This window comes from Affinundibacterium flavidum, assembly GCF_014284175.1.
Taxonomy (GTDB): domain Bacteria; phylum Pseudomonadota; class Gammaproteobacteria; order Burkholderiales; family Burkholderiaceae_D; genus Undibacterium; species Undibacterium flavidum.
This window is the reverse complement of record NZ_JACOGA010000010.1, coordinates 198,355-220,731: the sequence shown is the minus strand read 5'-3', so window position 1 is coordinate 220,731 and position 22,377 is coordinate 198,355. Positions and strand designations below refer to the sequence as shown.

General features: G+C 45.1%; 15 protein-coding genes. 4 read left to right on the top strand and 11 right to left on the bottom strand.

Annotated elements, in window-relative coordinates:
• Positions 1–79: 79 nt before the first annotated feature.
• The gene (locus H8K55_RS12530) at positions 80–976 is read right to left on the bottom strand and encodes a DMT family transporter (RefSeq protein WP_222612458.1); all 897 of its coding nucleotides are present in this window, start codon (positions 974–976) and stop codon (positions 80–82) included.
• A gap of 114 nt (positions 977–1,090) precedes the next feature.
• The gene (gene typA, locus H8K55_RS12525; protein WP_186889473.1) at positions 1,091–2,926 is read right to left on the bottom strand and encodes a translational GTPase TypA; all 1,836 of its coding nucleotides are present in this window, start codon (positions 2,924–2,926) and stop codon (positions 1,091–1,093) included.
• Between the two features lie 347 nt (positions 2,927–3,273).
• On the opposite strand from typA, the gene htpG reads away from it, so the two are divergent.
• Positions 3,274–5,187 (top strand): molecular chaperone HtpG, encoded by a 1,914-nt coding sequence (htpG, locus tag H8K55_RS12520; protein ID WP_186942402.1) that lies wholly within the window; start codon positions 3,274–3,276, stop codon positions 5,185–5,187.
• Between the two features lie 99 nt (positions 5,188–5,286).
• Here htpG and H8K55_RS12515 read toward each other — a convergent pair whose 3' ends face one another.
• Complete coding sequence (locus tag H8K55_RS12515; RefSeq protein ID WP_186942401.1) at positions 5,287–5,745, bottom strand: outer membrane lipoprotein; 459 nt, start codon at positions 5,743–5,745, stop codon at positions 5,287–5,289.
• A gap of 208 nt (positions 5,746–5,953) precedes the next feature.
• On the opposite strand from H8K55_RS12515, the gene H8K55_RS12510 reads away from it, so the two are divergent.
• The 3 genes from H8K55_RS12510 (at position 5,954) to H8K55_RS12500 (ending at position 11,572) form a co-directional block, all read left to right on the top strand.
• Entirely contained in the window at positions 5,954–6,766 is an 813-nt protein-coding gene (locus H8K55_RS12510) for a spermine/spermidine synthase domain-containing protein (RefSeq protein ID WP_186942400.1), read from the top strand.
• A gap of 49 nt (positions 6,767–6,815) precedes the next feature.
• Positions 6,816–8,600: a type IV pilus assembly ATPase TfpB gene (gene tfpB / locus H8K55_RS12505; protein WP_230408591.1), complete on the top strand. Its 1,785-nt coding sequence runs from the start codon at positions 6,816–6,818 to the stop codon at positions 8,598–8,600.
• A 152-nt stretch (positions 8,601–8,752) separates the two neighbouring features.
• The gene (locus H8K55_RS12500; protein WP_186942398.1) at positions 8,753–11,572 is read left to right on the top strand and encodes a diguanylate cyclase; all 2,820 of its coding nucleotides are present in this window, start codon (positions 8,753–8,755) and stop codon (positions 11,570–11,572) included.
• 52 nt (positions 11,573–11,624) lie between these two features.
• Here H8K55_RS12500 and H8K55_RS12495 read toward each other — a convergent pair whose 3' ends face one another.
• The 8 genes from H8K55_RS12495 to accD all read right to left on the bottom strand — a co-directional run bounded on the left by H8K55_RS12495 (position 11,625) and on the right by accD (position 22,360).
• On the bottom strand, positions 11,625–13,997 hold the full coding sequence (locus H8K55_RS12495; RefSeq protein WP_186942397.1) for a TonB-dependent receptor plug domain-containing protein: 2,373 nt from the start codon (positions 13,995–13,997) through the stop codon (positions 11,625–11,627).
• 172 nt (positions 13,998–14,169) lie between these two features.
• Positions 14,170–15,531 (bottom strand): ABC transporter permease, encoded by a 1,362-nt coding sequence (locus H8K55_RS12490; protein ID WP_186942396.1) that lies wholly within the window; start codon positions 15,529–15,531, stop codon positions 14,170–14,172.
• A 55-nt stretch (positions 15,532–15,586) separates the two neighbouring features.
• On the bottom strand, positions 15,587–16,534 hold the full coding sequence (locus H8K55_RS12485) for an ABC transporter ATP-binding protein (protein ID WP_186942395.1): 948 nt from the start codon (positions 16,532–16,534) through the stop codon (positions 15,587–15,589).
• Between the two features lie 273 nt (positions 16,535–16,807).
• Positions 16,808–18,328 (bottom strand): amidophosphoribosyltransferase, encoded by a 1,521-nt coding sequence (gene purF / locus H8K55_RS12480; protein WP_186942394.1) that lies wholly within the window; start codon positions 18,326–18,328, stop codon positions 16,808–16,810.
• Positions 18,329–18,377: 49 nt separating this feature from the next.
• Entirely contained in the window at positions 18,378–18,866 is a 489-nt protein-coding gene (locus H8K55_RS12475; RefSeq protein ID WP_186942393.1) for a CvpA family protein, read from the bottom strand.
• Between the two features lie 59 nt (positions 18,867–18,925).
• Positions 18,926–20,050, bottom strand: coding sequence for an SPOR domain-containing protein (locus tag H8K55_RS12470; RefSeq protein ID WP_230408590.1), 1,125 nt, complete (start codon positions 20,048–20,050; stop codon positions 18,926–18,928).
• A 29-nt stretch (positions 20,051–20,079) separates the two neighbouring features.
• On the bottom strand, positions 20,080–21,384 hold the full coding sequence (gene folC / locus H8K55_RS12465) for a bifunctional tetrahydrofolate synthase/dihydrofolate synthase (protein WP_186942392.1): 1,305 nt from the start codon (positions 21,382–21,384) through the stop codon (positions 20,080–20,082).
• Positions 21,385–21,487: 103 nt separating this feature from the next.
• Complete coding sequence (gene accD, locus H8K55_RS12460; protein ID WP_186889461.1) at positions 21,488–22,360, bottom strand: acetyl-CoA carboxylase, carboxyltransferase subunit beta; 873 nt, start codon at positions 22,358–22,360, stop codon at positions 21,488–21,490.
• Positions 22,361–22,377: the final 17 nt, after the last annotated feature.

Sequence of the window (22,377 nt, the reverse complement as noted above, 5' to 3'; positions counted from 1 at the left end):
GAGAGCGCACAAAGTTAATCAATTTTACGAAATTCTTACACAAATCAAGCTGCGCATTCTGCGCTAAGACAAGCTCGGATCACTTCTCCTGGACTTTTGATAAACGCTCTTGTCTAAAGGCCATAACTTCATTGAATATCAAGGCGCTTAAGACCACCGTTCCACCGAGCAAAGTCGCTTTTGCAGGTTCTTCGCCGATTGCTAGCCAGACCCAAAATGGCCCAAGCACGACTTCAAGCAAAGACAATAAAGAAATCTCGGGCGCTGTTAATCCTTTGGCGGCATGCACCATAATCATGCACGGCAAGCCTAGCTGAAACACACCTAAGGTCGCCAAAATGACTAAGTCATGCAAGGATGCAGAAAACGGCAAAGCAAACGGCAGCATCAGCGCAGCCGATAAAATGCCGCCGACCAAGACTGCCGGAATCAAATCCACGTGCTGTCCGCCCTTCTTCAAAATAATCACGTTTGCAGCTACGGCGAATGGCACGCATAGCGCCAACATCACGCCGATCAGACCGCGTGCATCGAGCTGAGAAAAGCCATCAACAAACATCCATAACATGCCAGCGAAAGCGACAAAAATCGCTAACCATGTTCGGCGGGGAATTTTTTCTGCCAGAAAAATCCATGCGAATATCGCAGTTAATAAGGGGGCAAAACTCTCAACGATTAAGGCATTCGCCACGGTTGTCATGGTTAATGCCAGCATGAAGCAAGTGAACATCGCAGCCCACATAAAGCCAGATGCCAAACCATAGCGTCCGAGTCCGATCAGCTTCTTGCCTAGATTAATTTTGTGCTGCCAAGCCAGAATACCTGCCACAAAAATCGCGGCAAAAAAACTACGCCAAAAACTAACTTCAAAACCTCGTGCTGATTCCAAATGACGCGACAAGACACCTGCGGTACTCCACATAGTCGGCGCTATAATCATTAATACCAATGCAGTTTTGTGGCTAGGTTGCTGCATGCACAAACTCCGAATTTAAAAAGAAGAAGCCCGCTTGATGGAACATCAAGCGGGCTTATGTTGGAACTGATTTAAAACTAATTTAAAACTAATTTAAACCTGAATTAAATCTTATTAAGCTTCGCGAGATGCTTTTTTACGCTCGTGTTCTTTCAAGAAACGCTTACGCAAACGAATGCTCTTCGGTGTAACTTCTACCAATTCGTCATCTTCAATGAACTCAACCGCGTATTCCAGACTCATTTGAATTGGTGGTACCAAACGTACCGCCTCATCCGTACCAGAAGAACGAACGTTAGTTAATTGTTTGCCTTTAATCGGGTTCACAACCAAATCGTTATCACGTGAGTGGATACCGATGATCATACCTTCATAGACCGGATCGTTGTGAACTACGAACATACGACCGCGGTCTTGCAATTTCCAGATCGCGTAAGCAACTGCTGCACCATCATCTTGAGAAATCAACACACCGTTACGACGGCCAGCCAATTCACCTTTAGTATTATCAACTGGTGCGTATTCATCAAACACGTGACTCATCAAACCAGTACCGCGTGTCAATGTCATGAATTCGCCTTGGAAGCCGATCAAGCCACGCGCTGGAATACGGTATTCCAAACGCACACGACCTTTACCGTCCGGTTCCATGTTTTGCAAATCACCACGACGACGACCGAGTTCTTCCATCACGCCACCTTGGTTGTTTTCTTCTACGTCAACCGTCAAGTTTTCATACGGCTCGTGGCGCACGCCATCTACCATTTTGAACACAACGCGTGGACGTGAAACTGCCAATTCGAAACCTTCGCGACGCATGTTTTCGATCAAAATTGTCAAATGCAATTCACCGCGACCAGAAACTTCGTAGGTGGAGTCATCACCTTCAGCTTGCACAACGCGCAAAGCCATGTTCGATTTCAATTCACGATCTAAACGATCGCGGATTTGACGTGTCGTCACGAATTTACCTTCACGACCAGCCAATGGTGAACTGTTAACCATGAAGTTCATCGTCAATGTTGGTTCATCGATCTTCAACATTGGCAAGCCTTCCGGTGTATCCGGTGCGCAAATGGTGGAGCCGATACTGATTTCTTCAATACCATTGATCAAAACGATATCGCCAGCCAACGCTTCATCGGCCAATACACGATCCAAACCTTTAAACGTCAATACTTGATTGATACGCGCTTTACTTGGCTTGTCTTCTGGACCATTCATCCAGACAACGTCCTGACCTGCACGAACGCGACCACGCAAAATACGGCCAACGCCGATCTTACCGACGTAAGAAGAGTATTCCAAAGAAGTGATTTGTAATTGCAATGGACCATTTGGATCATCTTCACGCGCAGGAACGTGTTTCAGAATCGCATCAAACAATGGCTCCATGTTACCGTCACGTACTGTATCTTCCAGACCAGCATAGCCTTTGAAGCCAGAAGCGTAAACGATAGGGAAATCTAACTGCTCATCTGTTGCGCCGAGTTTGTCGAACAATTCAAATGTCGCGTTAACTGCTTTTTGTGGATCAGCATTTTCACGGTCAATCTTGTTTACGACCACGATAGGTTTCAATCCCAAAGCCAACGCTTTACGTGTCACGAAACGCGTTTGCGGCATTGGACCTTCTTGCGCATCAACCAGCAACAACACGCTGTCAACCATGGACAATACACGTTCAACTTCACCGCCGAAATCCGCATGGCCTGGGGTATCAACGATGTTGATGTGTGTGCCTTTGTATTCAACTGCACAGTTTTTGGAAAGAATCGTGATACCGCGCTCTTTCTCAATATCGTTGGAATCCATAACGCGATTATCAACTTGTTGATTATCACGGAAAGTACCAGATTGGCGCAGCAGTTGATCCACTAGCGTAGTTTTGCCGTGGTCAACGTGGGCGATAATGGCGATGTTGCGAATAGCGCGTGTATTGTTGGTCATGATTGTATTTATTTGGGAGGTGATTCGAATAACCGACGATTATAGCATGCTGCAATGCAAAACTTACGCCTTGATTACAAACAATGCAGATATTTTCGTCATTATTTCAAAGACTTACTACGCATTGATGACAAAAAGATGGGTTTCTGTCACGCCTATACGGCGTTTTGTATCAGGGGATGATCCTTGCTTGTTCAAAATACACGAAGAACTCAAATGTAGAAAAAGTCTACATCTCCCTCTTGAAATATCGCGTTACTGCCACACCTGATGCCCACATTAAAACATTCATTGAGTCCGCTTGAGTGCGGTTTCTACTCCTTCAATTCTTAAATATCGAGGAAAGCATGTCAGAAAAACAAACCCTGGGATTTCAAGCAGAAGTTTCACAATTACTCCAATTGATGATCCATTCTTTGTATTCAAACAAAGAAATTTTCTTAAGAGAATTCATTTCTAATGCATCGGATGCATCCGATAAATTGCGTTTTGAGGCAATTAACGATGCCAGCTTGTTCGAAAATGATTCCGAATTAAAGATCAAAGTTAGTTTCGATAAGGTTGCACGCACGATTACCATCAGCGATAACGGCATTGGTATGACACGTGACGATGCAGTGAATCATTTAGGCACCATCGCCAAATCTGGCACGAAAGAATTTTTCTCCAAATTGTCTGGCGATCAGCAAAAAGATGCAGCCATGATTGGTCAGTTTGGCGTCGGTTTCTACTCAGGCTTTATCGTTGCAGACAAAATGACGGTGGAATCACGCCGTGCCGGCACAGCGGCAAGCGAAGGCGTGCGTTGGGAATCTGCTGGTGCTGGCGACTTCAGCGTAGAGCAAATCAGCAAAGAAGATCGTGGCACTTCTATCACCTTACATTTGCGCGAAGGTGAAGATGATTTCCTCTCGTCTTGGAAACTCAAATCTATTATCCGCACTTATTCTGACCACATCTCATTGCCTATCTTCATGCAAAAAGAAGAATGGGATGATGAGAAAAAAGAACAAGTTCTCAAAGACGAACTCGAAACTGTGAATCAAGCGAGCGCCTTGTGGGCACGCAGCAAATCTGACATCACGCCTGAGCAATACACAGAATTCTACAAACACATTTCGCACGATTACACCGCGCCTTTAACGCATACGCACAATCGCGTCGAAGGTCGCAGTGAATATACACAGTTGCTGTACATTCCAAGCCGCGCGCCATTTGATATGTGGGACCGCAATAAGCGTGGTGGCATCAAGCTCTACGTCAAGCGCGTGTTCATCATGGATGATGCCGAACAATTGATGCCAGTTTATTTGCGTTTTGTGAAAGGGATTATCGATTCCAACGATTTGCCCTTGAATGTATCTCGTGAAATTTTGCAAGAATCACGCGATATCAAAGCAATCCGTGAAGGTTCTACAAAACGTGTGCTGGGTATGCTGGAAGATTTGGCGAATGCAGAAGGCGATGAAGCAGAAAGCAAGAAAGAAAAGTTTGCCAGCTTCTGGAAAGAATTTGGCCAAGTATTAAAAGAAGGTGTCGGCGAAGATGCCGCGAACAAAGATCGTATCGCTGCCCTGCTCCGTTTCGCTTCTACCCACAATGACAATGAGTCTCAAACGGTTTCATTGGCCGACTATATTGCCCGCGCTAAAGAAGGCCAAGACAAGATTTACTACGTCACCGCCGATAGTTTTGCCGCAGCGAAAAATAGCCCACATCTGGAAATTTTCCGCAAAAAAGGCGTAGAAGTCTTATTGCTCACCGATCGTGTTGACGAATGGATGTTGTCCTTCCTGACTGCGTTTGAAGGTAAAGATTTGGTTTCCGTTGCGAAAGGCGATTTGGATCTGGGCAAATTGGAAGATGAAGCTGAGAAGAAGCAGCACGAAGAAACTGAAACGCAATTTAAAGATCTCGTTGAAAAGATGGAAACTGCCTTGGCAGATAAAGCCAAAGACGTTCGCATCACATTCCGTTTAACTGATTCACCAGCTTGCTTAGTCGCTGACGAAAACGAGCTTTCAGGCAATTTGGTACGTATGTTGAAAGCCGCAGGTCAGGCAGCGCCAGAATCTAAACCGATTTTGGAGGTCAATCCCGATCATCCCTTGGTACAACGTCTAAAATACGAAGAAGCTAAGTTCAATGATTGGTCACACATACTATTCGATCAAGCGGCACTGGCTGAAGGGGGCACACTCGAGGACCCAAGCGCTTTTGTAAAACGCTTAAATGAAATGTTGCTGAACGTCAGTAAATAAGTAGGTATCGCGATGTGAATCGCTAACATAAACAAAAAAACCGGAATGTGAATTCCGGTTTTTTTCTATCAAGCGCTAAGATTTAGTACCTTCGCCGAGTTAGTGCGTTACGCGTGTAGTACGACGATCAGACAACAAGCGTACGCGATCACCTGCGCGGAAAGTCTCGTCTGCATCTTGGGTAATTGCTTTCAATTCACCATTATCTAAACGAACCGTAATTTCTACGCCACGGCGTGTATTGGCATTGGACTCAACGTTATTACCAATAATGCCACCAACTACAGCACCAACAATACTCGTGGCAGTTGAACCACGACCACCACCCATACTGGCACCTGCGATTCCTCCCAAGGCCGCACCAGTCATTGTGCCGACCCCGCTACGACCACCGTCAATCGTTACTTCGCGCACCGATTCAACCACACCCATACGAACAGACATTTCATTCTGTGTTTGATACGGGCGATAAACACTGCCCGATGTGTGCGTTGACACACAGGCACTTAAGGAAACTACAGAGACGAGCGCTGCAGCAATCACAATTAATTTCTTCAAGATAAACTCCTTATTGAAACAGATGACGAGCAAATAAAACCCTACATAACTAATACCTGTGACTATACAACGATAGATTTAACAATTAGTTGACATTTTACAGATTATTACCATTACATAATTTGATGGCACATACTGCAACATAGGGTTTACAATCAATCTTCGCAAGATCGAAACAGCAATCCTGTTTATCACTCACCTGCTTTCTATGTTAATAAAACGAAAATCTATCGAAGCTGAATCCAATTATCGATCCGGCCCAGTCGCTGCTAAAAAAGTGGAAAAAATCCGCAAACCTAAATTTGCGCCGGTCACACTGTCCGAACACGACGGCGTTCGTTACCTGCACTTCGGAACCGAATGGGTACAAGGCGCAATGCGCTTACGTAAACCTGATTGGCTGGAATTAGAATATGCGCAACAGATGATGGCTTGGATGCTATTCAAAGATCAGCCTAAGCAGATACTACAACTAGGTTTAGGGACTGGTGCACTGACAAAATTCTGCTACCGTCAATTCCCAGAAGCACAAGTGACGGCGATTGATTTAAATCCTGCGGTCATTATGATTTGCGAAAGTATGTTTAAGTTACCTGCTAACGACGAAAGATTAAACGTGATCGAAATGGATGCAATGGATTACGTAGCGGATAACCATCATCACGACCAATTTGACGCTCTTCAGGTCGATTTGTACGACGCTACCGCGCGCGGTCCCGTGCTTGATAGCACGGAGTTTTATCAAGCTTGTTTCGATTGCTTGAAAGCAGATGGCATTTTGACTGTGAATTTATTTGGCGATCACCCGAGTTTCGCCAAAAATATCAAGGTGCTGCGTTACGTGTTTGGCACCGTCCTATGTTTGCCTGAAGTGCATGACGGCAATGTCGTCGCAATTGCATTTAAACCAAGATTAAAGTTGGACTTAGACACTTTATATCAACGCGCAGAAATCATTCATAAGAATACAAAATTGCCGGCAAAAAACTGGGTCGATGGCTTGGCATTAACGCAAAAATAAGCACCACAAAATACTTCTACTCACCATGCACACAAGTGAAATCACGAACATGAATAGCGGAACAATCAAAAGTTTAAGTATGCAGCAAATTTTCACATGGTTGATGGAAGATGGCATAGTCAAAAAAGACGATGCAAAAACTGCTTTTAATCATGCGCGTGGCATCTTAAAAAATGGTGCTGAGAATATGCATCCATTTACAGCAATTGCACAAGCTAAGCTGTATTCTGCCTTGCGACCACAGCAATTGCTGACATTAGATTGGCTAACAGAATGGGCGGCGCGCAAAGCGGGACTGCCTTTTTTTCGCATAGACCCTCTCAAAATTGACTTCACCAAAGTATCGGATGTAATGTCATCTACTTATGCCACACGGTTCAATATTCTGCCTGTAGATGCAACGAACGACAGCGTGACGATCGCGACAACTGATCCATACAATAACGCGATTTGGCAAGATGAAATTTCTCGTATCACGAAGAAAGAAATCAGACTTGTTTTGGCCAATCCACTCGACGTGGCGCAATATACGGCACAGTTTTTCTCGTTGGCAAAATCAATCAAAGATGCTCGTAAATCAAATGGTAACGATGTCGCATTGCGCAACAACTTCGAGCAGCTAGTTGAATTAGGTAAATCAAACAAGCAAGTTGATGCTAACGATCAACACATTATCAATATCGTTGATTGGCTATGGCAATTTGCATTTGAACAGCGCGCTTCAGATATTCACTTGGAACCCAAGCGCGATATGGCAACCATACGTTTTCGTATCGATGGCGTTTTGCATCAGGTGTATCAAGTACCTGCTGTGGTCATGATCGCGATGACCGCGCGTATCAAGTTATTAGGTCGTATGGACGTCATTGAAAAACGTCGGCCGCAAGATGGTCGGGTTAAGACCCGTACCGCAGATGGGCAAGAAGTTGAGTTACGTTTATCAACATTGCCGACCGCCTTTGGCGAAAAATTGGTTATGCGTATTTTTGATCCCGAAGTCGTTGTAAAGACTTTGCCTGAATTAGGCTTCCCCGTGAACGATGCAATGCGCTGGAATGAACTGACAAAAAAACCGCATGGAATTATTTTGGTCACTGGACCAACTGGTTCAGGCAAGACCACGACTTTATACACGACCTTAAAAGCTCTTGCGACACCCGACGTGAATGTTTGTACGGTGGAAGATCCTATCGAAATGGTCGAAGGTTCTTTCAATCAAATGCAGGTGCAATCGAATATCGATTTATCTTTTGCCGATGGTATTCGCGCCCTGATGCGGCAAGATCCCGACATTATCATGGTGGGTGAAATTCGTGACCTGCCGACGGCTGAAATGGCTATTCAAGCGGCCTTAACTGGTCATTTGGTGCTGTCAACATTGCACACCAATGATGCACCTTCAGCGATTATGCGTTTGTTGCAGTTGGGCGTTCCTTATTATTTATTAGAAGCGACTATCGTTGGCATTCTCGCGCAGCGTTTGGTGCGAACCCTGTGTCCACATTGCAAAGCGAGTGATGGCGAAATCACGGATCCAGTTTGGAACGCGATGGTAGAAGAATGGCCTTTAGAAAAACCCAAGACGGTTTACCGCCCAGTTGGCTGCCTGGAATGTCGACAAACTGGCTACAAAGGGCGTACAGGTTTATATGAATTACTCACAGTGACCCAAACCTTTAGTAAGTTAATACAACAGGACTCAGATATTCATGCTTTGCGTGATCAAGCGATTACGGATGAAATGAAACCACTCAGGATCGCGGGTGCCAACAAAATTATTGACGGCGTTACGACGGTAGATGAAGTACTAAAAGTGACTTCTGCCTTATTTTGAGAAATATTCTTCAAAAGCATACTAAATAAATATCGCACAAGACAAAAGGTAAAAATATATTTTCAACATCATCGCTTCTCTCTTGATCTTGTGCGATCTGCGAAAGGATATTTCAAGCAAAGATTCTTTATGTTAAATTCACTGACACTGTCGTGTTGCACTACGGAAATCAAGTCAAGGTCAGTATGGATTTATACGCGTTAGACGAAGAAGTTGATGTACTCAAGACCAAGCTTACCTTGTCTGATAATGAGACTCGCCTATCGCATTTGATTGAGCTCGCCTGGCATTTACGCCAACGCGATTGCCAGCTAGCTTTAGAACTCGTTAGTGAAGCAAGAGCCCTACTTGCACACATCTCAAGAGGATCACGTGACTACAAGCGATTGCTGGCGCGTACTAACCTGATTAAAGCTGAAATACATTGGCTATTTGGCGAGTTAGAATTAGCCAAACGAGATGCAACCATCGCATTTACGAATCTGGAAGAAATACAAGATAGTCATGGTTTAGGCGATGTTTATTTCTTGTTTAGTTCTATTCATCGCGACTTAGGCGAAATTCAACAACGTGATCAATGCCTGCAAACTTCGATAGAGCATTATCAAATTGCTGGTGAACTACTTGGCTACCAAATTGCCTTTGCCCGCAGCCTGCACAATAGTGCCATTCGTGCTCCACAAATTACTGCAACAGAATTGGATAGGCAATTTGCGGTCGATCACAGCTATCCAGTTCCAGTCACTGCGTGGTTATCCAGTGCGCGTGCCATCATCGCCAACAAAATCGGCGATTTAGGTGAATCATGTCGTCTACACATAGAGGCTCATCGTGCAGCACTTGAATCAGGCCAAATACGTCTGGCAATTTTGGCGGCGACCAACGCTGGCGATTCTTTTGCAACCTTAGGCGATTTAGACGCGGCGCTGGAATGGGATGAAATAGCGCTCGCCATTGCGCGCGCCAATCAATGGCCAGGTTCATTGGCAATAGCTCTGTTGCAAACCGGAAACGCGTTAAGGCTACTGGGGCACCATGAAGACGCTAGGGAAACCTTAATAGAATCATTGAGCATACAAAGCAAGATCCCAGGTTCAAGAACTTTCGCTCATACATTAGCTTATCTTGGCGACCTCTCCTTAGACTTAGGCACTCCGGTGGATGCACTCAATTTCTTTGAACTTGCTGCTGAAAAAATTGAAGCACACGACGAAGCCGTGTTCTTATCTGACTGTTGGCGTGGTCAGGCAATTGCATTTTGCCGCCTGGATCAACTACACGAAGCCGAAGACAAAATTCGACAAGCATTATGCATCGCGCGTGAACACCATAATGTAGACGAGCAAATTAAATGTCTCAGAGTGTATGCTGAGCTAGCAAGAAAATATCCCGCGCTAGATAATAGTTCCTTGAGCATAGAAAACAATATGCCCAATCTCAGCCTGCATTACCAATTAGAAGCCCTTGCGCTCTGTCAGTCTATCAAGGGCATTTGTATTCCTGCAGATCTATTAGATAGTATCGCCGATGACTTCGCGCTGATCGAAGACTATCAATCGGCGTTTCAATTCTCACGATTGGCCGCCAAGGCAAAAGAAAATCGTCGATTAAGCGAAGCCCATAATCGTGCCACCGCAATGCAAGTTCGCTACGACAATGAACGTCATCGGGCAGACGCTGAATACCACCGCTTAATCGCCACCACAGAAGCTGAACGTGCTGCCAGCCTGCAAGAAGCTAGCAATACTTTAGAAACACTTGGTCTGATTGGACGCGAACTCACTGCCAATCTGAATGTTGAATCCGTATTTGAAGCACTGTATCGTCATGTCGACGACTTGCTAGACGCCAGTAGCTTTGGCATTTCGCTATTGGCACCTGATGGCGCTACTTTGCGCTTTGTATTCGGCATTGAAAACGGTGCGCCAATTCCGTTTTTTGAAACAGCTTTAGATCATCCAATTTCATCATTTGCTCGTTGCGCACGTGAACGTCAAGAAATCGTCCTTGAACGCGAACCGGGGGCGACTGGACGGTTTATCGTTCCGGGGACGATGGAAACACTCAGCTTGTTGTATACACCTCTCATGATTGGTGATCGCCTATTGGGTGTGATGTCTATCCAATCTATACGCCCGCATGTATATGGTGAGCGTGAACGTTCGATTTTACGCACGCTTGCTGCCTATGGCGCAATCGCCTTAGACAATGCGTCTGCCTACAAGCAACTGCAAGCCACTTTGACAGCCCTGCGTGAGACCCAAAATCAGCTAGAAGAAGTCAGCATTACCGATCCTTTAACTGGATTAAGAAATCGTCGATTCTTACTACAAAATATCGAAGGGGATGTTGCCCGCGCCTTACGTGCTTACGAAGATCAACTCGTTGACCCGACTGACAATTTTAGTCAATTAAGCGATGATGATTTGGTATTTTTCATGGTGGATTTGGATCACTTCAAGTCAGTGAATGACACGTATGGTCATGCTTGCGGCGATATGGTGTTAATGCAAATGCGCGATCGCTTACAGAGCGTATTTAGAGAATCAGATTATTTAGTGCGCTGGGGTGGAGAGGAATTTTTAGTTGTCGCACGCAACTGCAATCGTAAAGATGCACCAACGGTCGCCGAACGGATTCGGCATATTGTGTCCAGCACTGCTTTCACTCTGCTGGATGATCTTGAAATATTTAGAACTTGCTCAGTGGGCTATGCAAGCTATCCATTTTTACCCAAGCAACCGCATTTAGTAACTTGGGCACAAGTCGTGAATTTCGCAGATCAAGGCTTATACATGGTGAAGAAATCTGGACGTAATGCGTGCATAGGAATTGCACATACAGATCAACATCAAGTAGACGATTTTTATAATCGTGTCATGCGCCACCCGCAACAGGCAGCGCAGTCCCAACTCATACAAATAATTTCGCACAACACCGATGATCTAGACGAGGCCATACGGGCAAGCTAAGGCGATTTTGAGTTGACCACAAGGTTTAAGGTGAGAACAATATTGTTTGCTCTTAAATTTTCAACTCCAAGCGCAAATTAAACACGGTGTATGTTTTAGAACGATTGCTTTGCAAGTAATTGACGCCATTAATCGACAAGCTACTGCCGCTTAAGAAATCATTCGCTTGCAAATTGCTCGCCGATAATCGCAATTTCATATTCGGTGAAAATTTCCACAAGGCATACATATCAAGCTGTCGTTTAATGCCAGTGCTGGTGGTCTGTGTATCGCTAGTTTGGTTGACGTAAGCTGGTGTCCAGTTGACATTGCCGCCTAAAGTCAAAGGTACACTACTGACACGATAATCAAGTCCCAAGTTGGCGGTTTGTGTGGGTTGCTGATCTAGTCGATTATTCGGACCTTTAACATCATCGACGTTCGACCAGAAGCGGCTATAGTTGGTGCGCACGTCGATTGCAGGCCCCTCAGGAAAAAATTCTTGGGCTTGAAATTTCGCTTCTAATTCTATGCCTTTTGCAATTGCATGACCGATATTGACTGGCGAATTTACCCAACGTAATGCATCACCTACTTGCACTTGTTCGGTTCGGCGACGGATCAAGTTATCGATATTTTTCACGAATAAATTGACGCTCATAATCCCGGCACTTTTAAGATAATGCTCATAAGCGATATCCAAGCCACGCGATAATTCTGGCTGCAAATTCGGATTACCAGTGCGATCTGGGCGAGTTGGTCCATTCAACGGAGAAATTGCCGGCACTGCAATCACGTCATTCAAAGCAGGCGCACGATAACTACTCGTCAAGCTCATACGGATCTGATCTTTTCCCAAATCAGGAATACGGTACACGGCATGCATGATAGGGCTAAAAACACTAGTCGAATTATCGACGACGTAATTCGATTTACTACTATGTGTTTTTATTCCTTCCCAACGCAACCCTGCATAGCCAGACCACTGCGCATTGATATCAATTTCACTCTGCACATAAGCTGCCAGCCGACGGGTTGACGCCTCTAAATTGTCGCCAGAATCTGTAAATTGAGGCTTACCATTATCCAGAGAAACGCGCTTTTGCTCGCGCTGGCTACGTTCGAAATCCCAACCCGCTGCCAAGTTTTGCTTATCACCAATCGGCGTCGTGTATTTACCGCCCTGGCTAAACGAGGTATCGCGCGTGTCATTGACATCGCTAATGACATTGAGCTGATCGCCATTCTTCGCATACTGCGTACGTAAACTATCGCTATCAGAGCGACCAATGCCACCGCCCAGTTTGATTGTTAATTTTGCGGTATCTTCAAAACGATGTTGAAAATTGGAATTCAATCGGAAGAAAGTAGAATCCGCATTGCTATTGGAATTTGCCAGTGCGACAGGAGGCAAATGCGTGACTGGATCTGGTGTTTCAGGTGACTGTGTTAGTGTTGAAGTATTTCTTGAATGACTACGAGAATTCATCAAGAAGGGTTGCACCGTCAGATTGTCGCCGCTTTCAAATTTATAACTAAAACGCGGAGTCAGATGGATGCCCGAAGATTGTCGGTTAGTTTGATCAATCTGATCTTGAATCAATTGAATTACACCCGCATCAGTTTGCTCCACACGTTCTGACGTGGAGTAATCATGCTGACCGTTATGAAAAATTGAAGCGCTCAAAGCGTAATTAAGTTCACCTATTTGACCGGGATACGTAATTGATAAATTGGGAGCGACCCTGCCCTGCTCAAATCCCAAAGCCAACTTCAAATCGATATCTTTTGGGTGATACTCTTCACGCAAAATGATATTAATAGTTCCTGCAATTGCCTGAGTACTGAATTCTGCGACTGGTCCACGCATTACCTCTATGCGTTCGACCTGATCGGGCGATAGAGACTCCATCGAAAATCCACGTGGTGGGCGTTCGCCATTGACTAAAATTTGTGTATAACCGCCACCCATGCCACGCATACGAACATCACCACCACGCCCTGGGCGACCTCCAGTTGTCACACCGGGTAAGCGCTTGAGAATTTCACCAACAGTGAAGTCACCATCGCGATCTAGCTCCTCACGTCCGACAATAATTTTCCCGGCGATAGAGTTGCGACGCAAATCAATATCCGATTGTTTGGTGCCATTCACCGTTACTTTTTGCAACTGAGTTTGTAACTGACTTTGTAACTGAGAAGGATTTTTTGTATCTGTAGCGTCCGCTTTGGTCGGAGCTGGTTTCAACTGCGCAGGATTTTTTTGAGCATTGGAATTACGGCGCTTATTTTCTTCGCTACTTTTTGATTTTTCTTCCGTGGACTTTGTACTTTCTTCAGTCTTACTTTTTTCTTGTACTTCTTGCGCATGAGCAATTCCACTCAGTGCAAACGCACTACCAATAGCTAGTGCCACTACGCGCAAAGGAAAAGAAGTTGTTGTCATTATTTTGGCCGAAAAAAAATGGTGAAAAAGTTTTCACCATTATATTTTCAATCGAGCTCTGAAAAACTATCCTATCAACTTTGTTTTGTATGGAATTGAAACAAGCGCATGGGTTCTGTTACGTTTCGATACGTATGCCCCATGCGCCTCGCGCCATAACCGCTTGTTTCAGTTACCTTGCAGTCTGATCCCGACCGAATCGCCACAATGCCAAGGCACCAAACAAACTGGTAAATCCTAGCAACGCCGCCATGGGAGCGATGGCAGCATGTATTCCCAACCCGCGCCAGGTCATTGCGTCAAAACCATCAACAGCCCAACGGGTAGGGATAAAAATCGTTAGATCTTGCAACCATTGCGGGAAGAAAAAAGATGGCATCCAAGCTCCACCCAACATCACCATAATCAGGGTTGCGAAGATCGCAATACCACGTGCTGCCTCAGGTGTTTTTCCAAACGCTGCTATCAATAAACCAAAGCTGGCAGTCATTAAGGAAAAGCAAACCGCAACTCCCATCAGACCCAAAACGCTTCCTAGTATTTGCACCTGAAATACCAACATCGCTACTGCGCAGATCACACAACTCACAAGCAAAGCGATCAAAGCACAAGATAGTCCACGCGCCACAATAATGGTATTCATACCGATAGGCGCTGCTAACTGTCGATTCCAAATACCCAATTTACGCGACAACAAAACAGAGATGCCCGCGTCAATCGCTAAGAACAAAATGAATTGCACTGTCATTCCGGCGAAAGAATGAGCATAGCCATTGTAACCATTTGCAACGCCAGTCTTTGCCGACAGCGCTTCATCCTTGGTATTGAACGGCATACTCAAGCCCGCAGGTTTGGCAGCTTCAGATTGATTTTGGGTGGTCTGTGCGGTTTGCGCATTTTGGTCTTGTTGATGTTGCTGGAACTTCTTTAAGCTAGTCAAAAATGTTTTAAGTTCTTGCTTGTCAGTTGACGCAGTCGCAGAATCAGCAGCAGATTCTGCCCCCTGCTCCGCCTTACTTTCTAACTGCGCGATACTTTGATCGAGTGTTGCCATTCCCGACTTACCGCTAAACATTTCAGCACTCACGCTTTGCATCACATGCTGCGTCAGTATGCCCTTAACCATCGCTAACATCGTACTTTGAGATGGATCGTAATAGATAGGTAAATCTGGCTTTCCGTGCGCATTGAAGAAAGCCGCTCCAGCCGCCTCACCAAAACCAGCGGGCAAGACCAAAGCCACCGCGATCTTGCCTTTACGTACTTGTTCTTGCGCTTGCTCCAGACTCAGTTCTTTAATCAGCAAACTCTTGTCGTTCTTCAATCCTGCTAAGATTTTTTGGCTAATGAGATGTTGGTCTTGCTGTACGACGCCTAGTTCAATTTTTGATGCTTCTTGCTTACCACTGCCACCTGTGAGATAGCCAAAAAAAGCGGCCAATAGTATTGGCATTAGCAATGTCAAAATTAAGGCGCGTTTGTCGTGCAAAAATAAAATAATGTCTTTACGAATCAGGGCAACTAAAGGAATCATGATTGATCACCGTCTTTCAAATTATGTCTACAATTTTTTAATTCTTGGCGATCAATTAATCGCGCAGGCTACGTCCAGTTAGCGTCAGGAATACGTCTTCTAATCTTGTTTTCGCCGTCTCAAAATGACTGATCTGACCGTGCTGTTGTTGCACAAAATTCAGAATAGATATTGCCTGATCTGGCGCAGATAGATGTAACTCCAAAGTCTTTCCTTCATTCTTATTCAGGACCTTTTGTACGCCGATCTGTTGTGTTAATTGACTTAGACCTGTCTCGTCTAGAGCTGATGCTAAATTAACTGTGAGCGCAGCCTGTGCTGGAAGTCGCTGAACCAATTCCGCAGGCGTCTCATTCGCGATAATTTTTCCGTGATCAATAATCACAATATGGTCTGCAAGACGTTCGACTTCTTCCATGTAGTGGCTGGTATAAATTAAAGTCCGCCCTTGCGCTTTCAATACTTCCAAAGCATCAAAAATGGCATTGCGGCTTTGCGGATCAATGCCGACTGTAGGTTCATCCAGAATCAACAACTGTGGATCATGCAATAAGGCCGCAGCAATATTTAAACGTCGCTTCATCCCACCTGAAAAACTTGAAGGCTTATCTTTCGCTCGGTCTTGCAAGCTCACCAGTTCTAACACGGCATCACAACGTTGTTGTAAATGAAGACCAGACAAGCCGTATAAAGCGCCAAACAATTTCAGGTTTTCACGAGCGGATAAATCATCAAACAAGGCGAGATCTTGGGGGACTAAACCTAATTGTTTTTTTACCTGATGTTGTCCGGCAGCCATGAGTTGGCCTGAGATTAAGATTTGCCCGCTATCCGCTTGCAATAAGCCACAGATCATGTTCACTGTCGTAGATTTACCAGCGCCATTTGGCCCCAACAAACCAATCGTCTGCCCCGACTGCGCCGAAAATGAAATATTGTCGACTACCGTTGCTTGACCAAATTTTTTGCTGACTCCCCGAACTTCCAATAGCATTTTCGTCATATTCACGCCCTATCTCTAATTAAGCACTTTCATAATGTGCAATTTGAATTTTGGTATCGATTTCAGCATTAATTGTTATCGACCATGAACGTATTCTCGATCAAATTGACGGGCATGCAAAGAACAGTTTGCCACTTCTTTGTCATGACAAATGTCATGTTCAGCAAAAAACATGAAATGACAGGCAAAAAAATCGCCGGTAGTTTTCACCACCGGCGATTTCAAAAAATGCAGTTACAGCGCTCTTGCTGTGATTTTAAAGCTCTTTACATATCAATCAGCGCTATGCGACAAATTAAGATTGAGTTGAGAGCGCACCATATCTTCTTTATCTGAACGCGATCCATTGCGAGCTGCTTCCAAACGATCCAAGTAATCAGGCGTAACATCGCCCGTGATGTAGAAGCCATCAAAGCAAGACGCCTCAATACTCTTCAATACTGGATTAGCATCAGAGATTGCACGTTTCATGTCCGCAACATCTTGGTAGACCAAAGCATCGGCTGTGATTTCGCGGCAGATTTCGTCTTGTGAGCGACCATAAGCAATCAACTCGCTGCGCGTCGGCATATCAATCCCATACACGTTCGGAAATTGTACTGGAGGCGCAGCAGAAGCAAAAATCACTTTACGCGCACCGGATTCGCGTGCCATTTGCACGATTTCGCGACTAGTTGTACCACGTACGATAGAGTCATCGACCAACAGCACATTTTTGCCTTTAAATTCCGATGCAATCGCATTCAATTTTTGGCGCACCGATTTTTTACGAATTGCCTGACCTGGCATCATAAATGTACGACCGATGTAGCGATTCTTAATGAAGCCTTCGCGGTAGTCTAAGTTCAAACAATCAGCCAATTCCATTGCAGATGGACGAGATGAGTCCGGAATAGGCATCACGACATCAATATCGCCTTGTCCGAACTGACTGCGAATTTTTTCCGCCAGATATTTACCCATATTCAAACGTGTCTGATACACAGAAGTGCCATCAATTGTTGAATCTGGACGCGCTAAATACACATACTCAAACGCACATGGATTGAGGCTAGGGTTTTCTGCACACTGTTCGCTGTATAGTTTGCCATCGAGGTCAATAAAGATTGCTTCGCCAGGGGCAACATCACGCTCAAATTTGAAGCCTGTGCCTTCCAATGCGACGGATTCACTCGCCAACATGTATTCGATACCACTATCGGTATGGGCAGAACCCAAACACAAAGGACGAATACCAAATGGATCGCGGAATGCGAGCAATCCATGCCCAGCGATTTGTGCCACAACGGCGTAAGAACCGCGTACACGACGATGCAACATAGACACAGCACGGAATAAAGACACAGGATCTAAAGAGTAGCCGCTGACCACTTCTTGAATTTGATGTGCCAAAATATTCAACAACACTTCAGAATCAGAATCGGTATTTAAGTGACGATAGTCATTCTTAAATAATTCAACTTTCAATTCCGCCGCATTCGTCAAATTGCCGTTATGAGCGAGCACGATACCAAACGGTGCATTCACGTAGAACGGTTGCGCTTCTTCTTCGCTGGTGGATCCAGCGGTCGGATAACGCACTTGACCGATGCCGATATTGCCCGGCAAAGAGCGCATATTGCGAGTACGAAACACGTCACGCACCAAACCATTCGCTTTATGCATTGCGAATTTATTGCCGTGACTAGTTGCGATACCAGCCGCGTCTTGACCGCGATGCTGTAACAACAGCAAAGCATCATAGATCAATTGATTAACGGGATTTTTTGAGACTACGCCAACGATGCCACACATGGTGGACTCCTAAAAAAACGAAAATAAGAACAAACAAAAATCAAACAAATTACAACTTCACATGTTGGGTCACTGAGCCAGGTAAAAAAGGCATTACCGTACGCACTGCGCTAACGGCAACGGGACTCAACAAAGCATCTTTCCAAAATGATTGTTGCGGGATCGCGGTCATGCCACACACTAAGACCATAGACATCACGATCACGCAACCACGTGCCAAGCCGAATAAGCCACCCAAACCACGATCAGCCAAGCTCAAACCACTAGCTTTTATCATGGCATCAATCGCCCGCATCAATAGCGCCATCAACAGACGTACACCAATAAACAAAGCTAAGAACGCGACTATCATGCGAGTTAATTGACCAGGGATCATATCCGGCAACCAATTCGCCACCGTTGCACCAAACGCATTTGCGACGACCAAAGCAACGATCCAGCTGATCAAGGATAAAATCTCTTTAATCAAGCCACGCAAAGTGCTGATCACCACCGAACAAATAATGATAAATAAAACGATGTAATCAAATAAGGTCACGAATTATCCTTGCCAAAAATTAAGCCAGCTCATATGGATTCATGTTGGCTCATGTAGGCTTAAGTAGGCACCAATGAGCCACTTAAGCCAATCTTCACTAACTTCGCACGCATCTTTTCGGCTTCTGCTTTGCTACTAAACGGCCCAACACGTACCCGGCTGACCTCACCGGTTTTGGTAATAATTTTTTGTGTGTATGACTGAATATTTGCGGCTTTTAATTTTGTCTGTAGTTCGCGTACTTTAGCGGCTGAATTTAAGGCTGCAACTTGTACAACAAAAGTTCCGGCAGCACTTTCTGTCTTGTTTGGCTTTGCAACAGTCTTAGCAGGCTCAGGCAAGCTTCGCCCTTCTAATAAAGCCAGTGCACGCGCTGCATCGTCAATAGTGTCCTTCTTGGTTTCAGTCTTTGGTTCGACTTTTATTTCAGGTTTTTTTACAGGATCTGGTACTACTTTGTTAGCAGTAACAGCCTGAGCAGCAATGGCATTTTTACTGCCGGAGCCAAGATCAGTTTTTTTATCTGAGTTTTTTTCTTGAGTTTTTTCTGGAATAGCAACCGGAACTTTAGTACTGGCATCAACCTTTGTAATTACGCGTTCATCTTTTACAGGTTTATCCGTCAATGTTTGATTAGACACTGAGCTAGTTGGCGCTACAGGCGCGGCGATAATCTCTTCTGATTTATCAATGCCTTGATTGAGGTTTGAGTCTTGTGGTCGACTCGCAGTTCCAGCTTGATTGTTCAAAACAGTTTTTGCGGGCGCGGCATTCTGAGGTGCCACCTGCCTTGTGTCCTGTGCTGCGTCCTGTATTGCCCCCGGAGCAGTATCTTTAGCTGGAATCTCTATCGCAATTTTTGATGCCCCTGGTTTAGGCTCAGAATCGAACACCATAGGCAAACCTATGATCGCAGCTAATACCAAGGCGACTGCGCCAATCAAACGACGGCGTGCACGTTTTTTTTCCGGCAGAGCAATATCGTCTGCGCTATTTTTTCGACTATTACCTGCAGAAGTTGAGCGCTTGCCAGTTTTGGCAGCTTTGCTGCGTCCAGGTGCATCGGCAGCGGCCAAGCTCTCTTCTTCCGAGCGCGAACGGAATTCACCACTGACACTATCATCAGTGAAATCAGCATCGGCTTTTTTCTTATTATTTTGCTTAAATAGCGAGTCTAGGCTCATAGCAAATAGATTTTTCTTTGGTAGGTCGCTTAAGATTGAGCGTTTCTTCTGGCACGCATGACACCGGCAACTGTCAAAAACGAACCGAAGACCACTATTCTATCATTTTCCCCTGCTTTGCTCATTGCAAACGTATAAGCATCTTCAGGATTGCTGAATTTTTGCAAACTATGCTCTTTATCTTCAAGCACACCAGCACTCTGCAAACTGTGTAATAACTGTTCAGAAGTCGCAGCTCGTGGCAAAGGCAAATCACAGACGCACCAGTGGTCTATTTTATCTTTCATCTGTGCGATGACGCCTGCGATGTCTTTATCCAGCATAGAACCAAATACGGCATAGGTATAGGCATGAAAGCCCATATTGTCGAGATTTTGCGCTAAGGTCGCGGCTGCATGCGGGTTGTGGGCAACATCCAAAACAACTGTTGGGCGTCCGGGCAAGACTTGGAATCGCCCTGGCAAATCGACCATCACCAATCCAGTTCGCACTTCTTGCGCACCAACGGGTAATTCATGACGTAAGGCTTCAAGCGCAGCTAATACAGCTGAGGCATTCAACAATTGATTAGCGCCTCGCAGACTTGGGTAAGCTAAAGAATTGCGCCTTTGTTCGCGGCCACCAAAGTTCCATTGTTGCTTATCGCCGTTGTAGTTAAAATCGCGACCAAATAAACGTAAATCTGCACCAATTGACTCGGCATGATCAATCAAGCTTTGTGGTGGTTGAGGATCGCTACAAATTGCCACTTTACCAGTCCGGAAAATTCCAGCTTTTTCAAAGCCTATTTTTTCGCGTGTATCACCGAGGTAGTCAACATGATCAATATCCACACTCGTCACGATGGACACATCGGCATCAATCACATTTACCGCATCTAAGCGCCCACCCAAACCTACTTCCAATATGACGACATCTAGCGGCGCATCGGCCAACAACTTACAAATGGCGAGTGTCGTGAATTCAAAATAAGTAAGCGAAATATCACCACGTGCCGCTTCTACTTGATCAAATACCTGCACAAAGATTTCATCGTTGACGGGAATGCCATTGATACGTGCACGTTCGTTGAAATCCAAGAAGTGCGGTTTGCTATATAAACCAACGCGATAACCCGCTTGCATCAAGATCGCTTCTAACATCGCGCAGGTTGAACCTTTACCATTCGTACCAGCCACCATAATCACAGGGCAACCGTACTGAATGTCGAGCTTATTCTTGACGTGAGAAACCCGATCTAAGCCCATATCTATTTCTTTTGAATGGCGGGTTTCCAAAACAGATAACCATTCGAGCAAATTACTTGGTTTTACTGAAGTGTCAGAATTACTCATGGTGGTTATGCGAAAATAATCTAGAGGTAAATAAAAATGAAAAGAGCCTGAAGATTTTTGCCAAATCAGCAAATATCTTCAGGCTCTTGAAATGACATTGGAATTAAGAAACGGCTTCCACTGGTTGATTTTGCAAGAGTGCCATCAACCGGGCTAATTCTTCACGCATTTTGCGACGATCAACGATCATATCCACGGCGCCTTTTTGCACTAAAAATTCAGCGCGTTGAAAGCCTTCTGGAAGCTTTTCACGTACCGTATTTTCAATTACGCGCGGCCCTGCAAAACCTATCAATGCTTTTGGCTCTGCGACCACGACGTCACCCATGAAAGCGAAAGAAGCAGACACACCACCCATGGTTGGATCTGTTAAGACAGAAATGAACGGTAGTTTCTTCTCAGATAATTTGGTCAACATCGCTGTGGTTTTAGCCATTTGCATCAAGGACAACAAGCCCTCTTGCATACGAGCACCACCTGTCGCTGTAAAGCAAATAAACGGCACTTTTTGCTCCAACGCCGTTTGTACGCCACGTACAAAGCGTTCGCCAACAACTGAGCCCATAGAGCCGCCCATAAATCCAAATTCAAAACAGGCTACGACGGCTGGTACGGACATAATGGATCCACCCATCACAACCAATGCATCGGTTTCATTGGTGCTGTCCATTGCATCTTTAAGACGTTCTGGATATTTTTTGCTGTCTTTAAACTTCAAAGTATCCACAGGCAAAACTTCCTGTCCGATTTCATAACGACCACCGGTATCCAATAAGGCATCAAGGCGTTCACGTGCGCTAATACGCAAATGATGATCGCACTTAGAACATACGTGGACATTGGCTTCTAAATCGGAACGGTATAAAACAGCTTCGCAAGATGGGCATTTGACCCATAAGCCTTCAGGCATGGAACGGCGGTTGGCCGTTTCGGAACGTTGAATACGTGGGGGAAGTAATTTTTCTAACCAACTCATAGCTCTCTCCTCATATC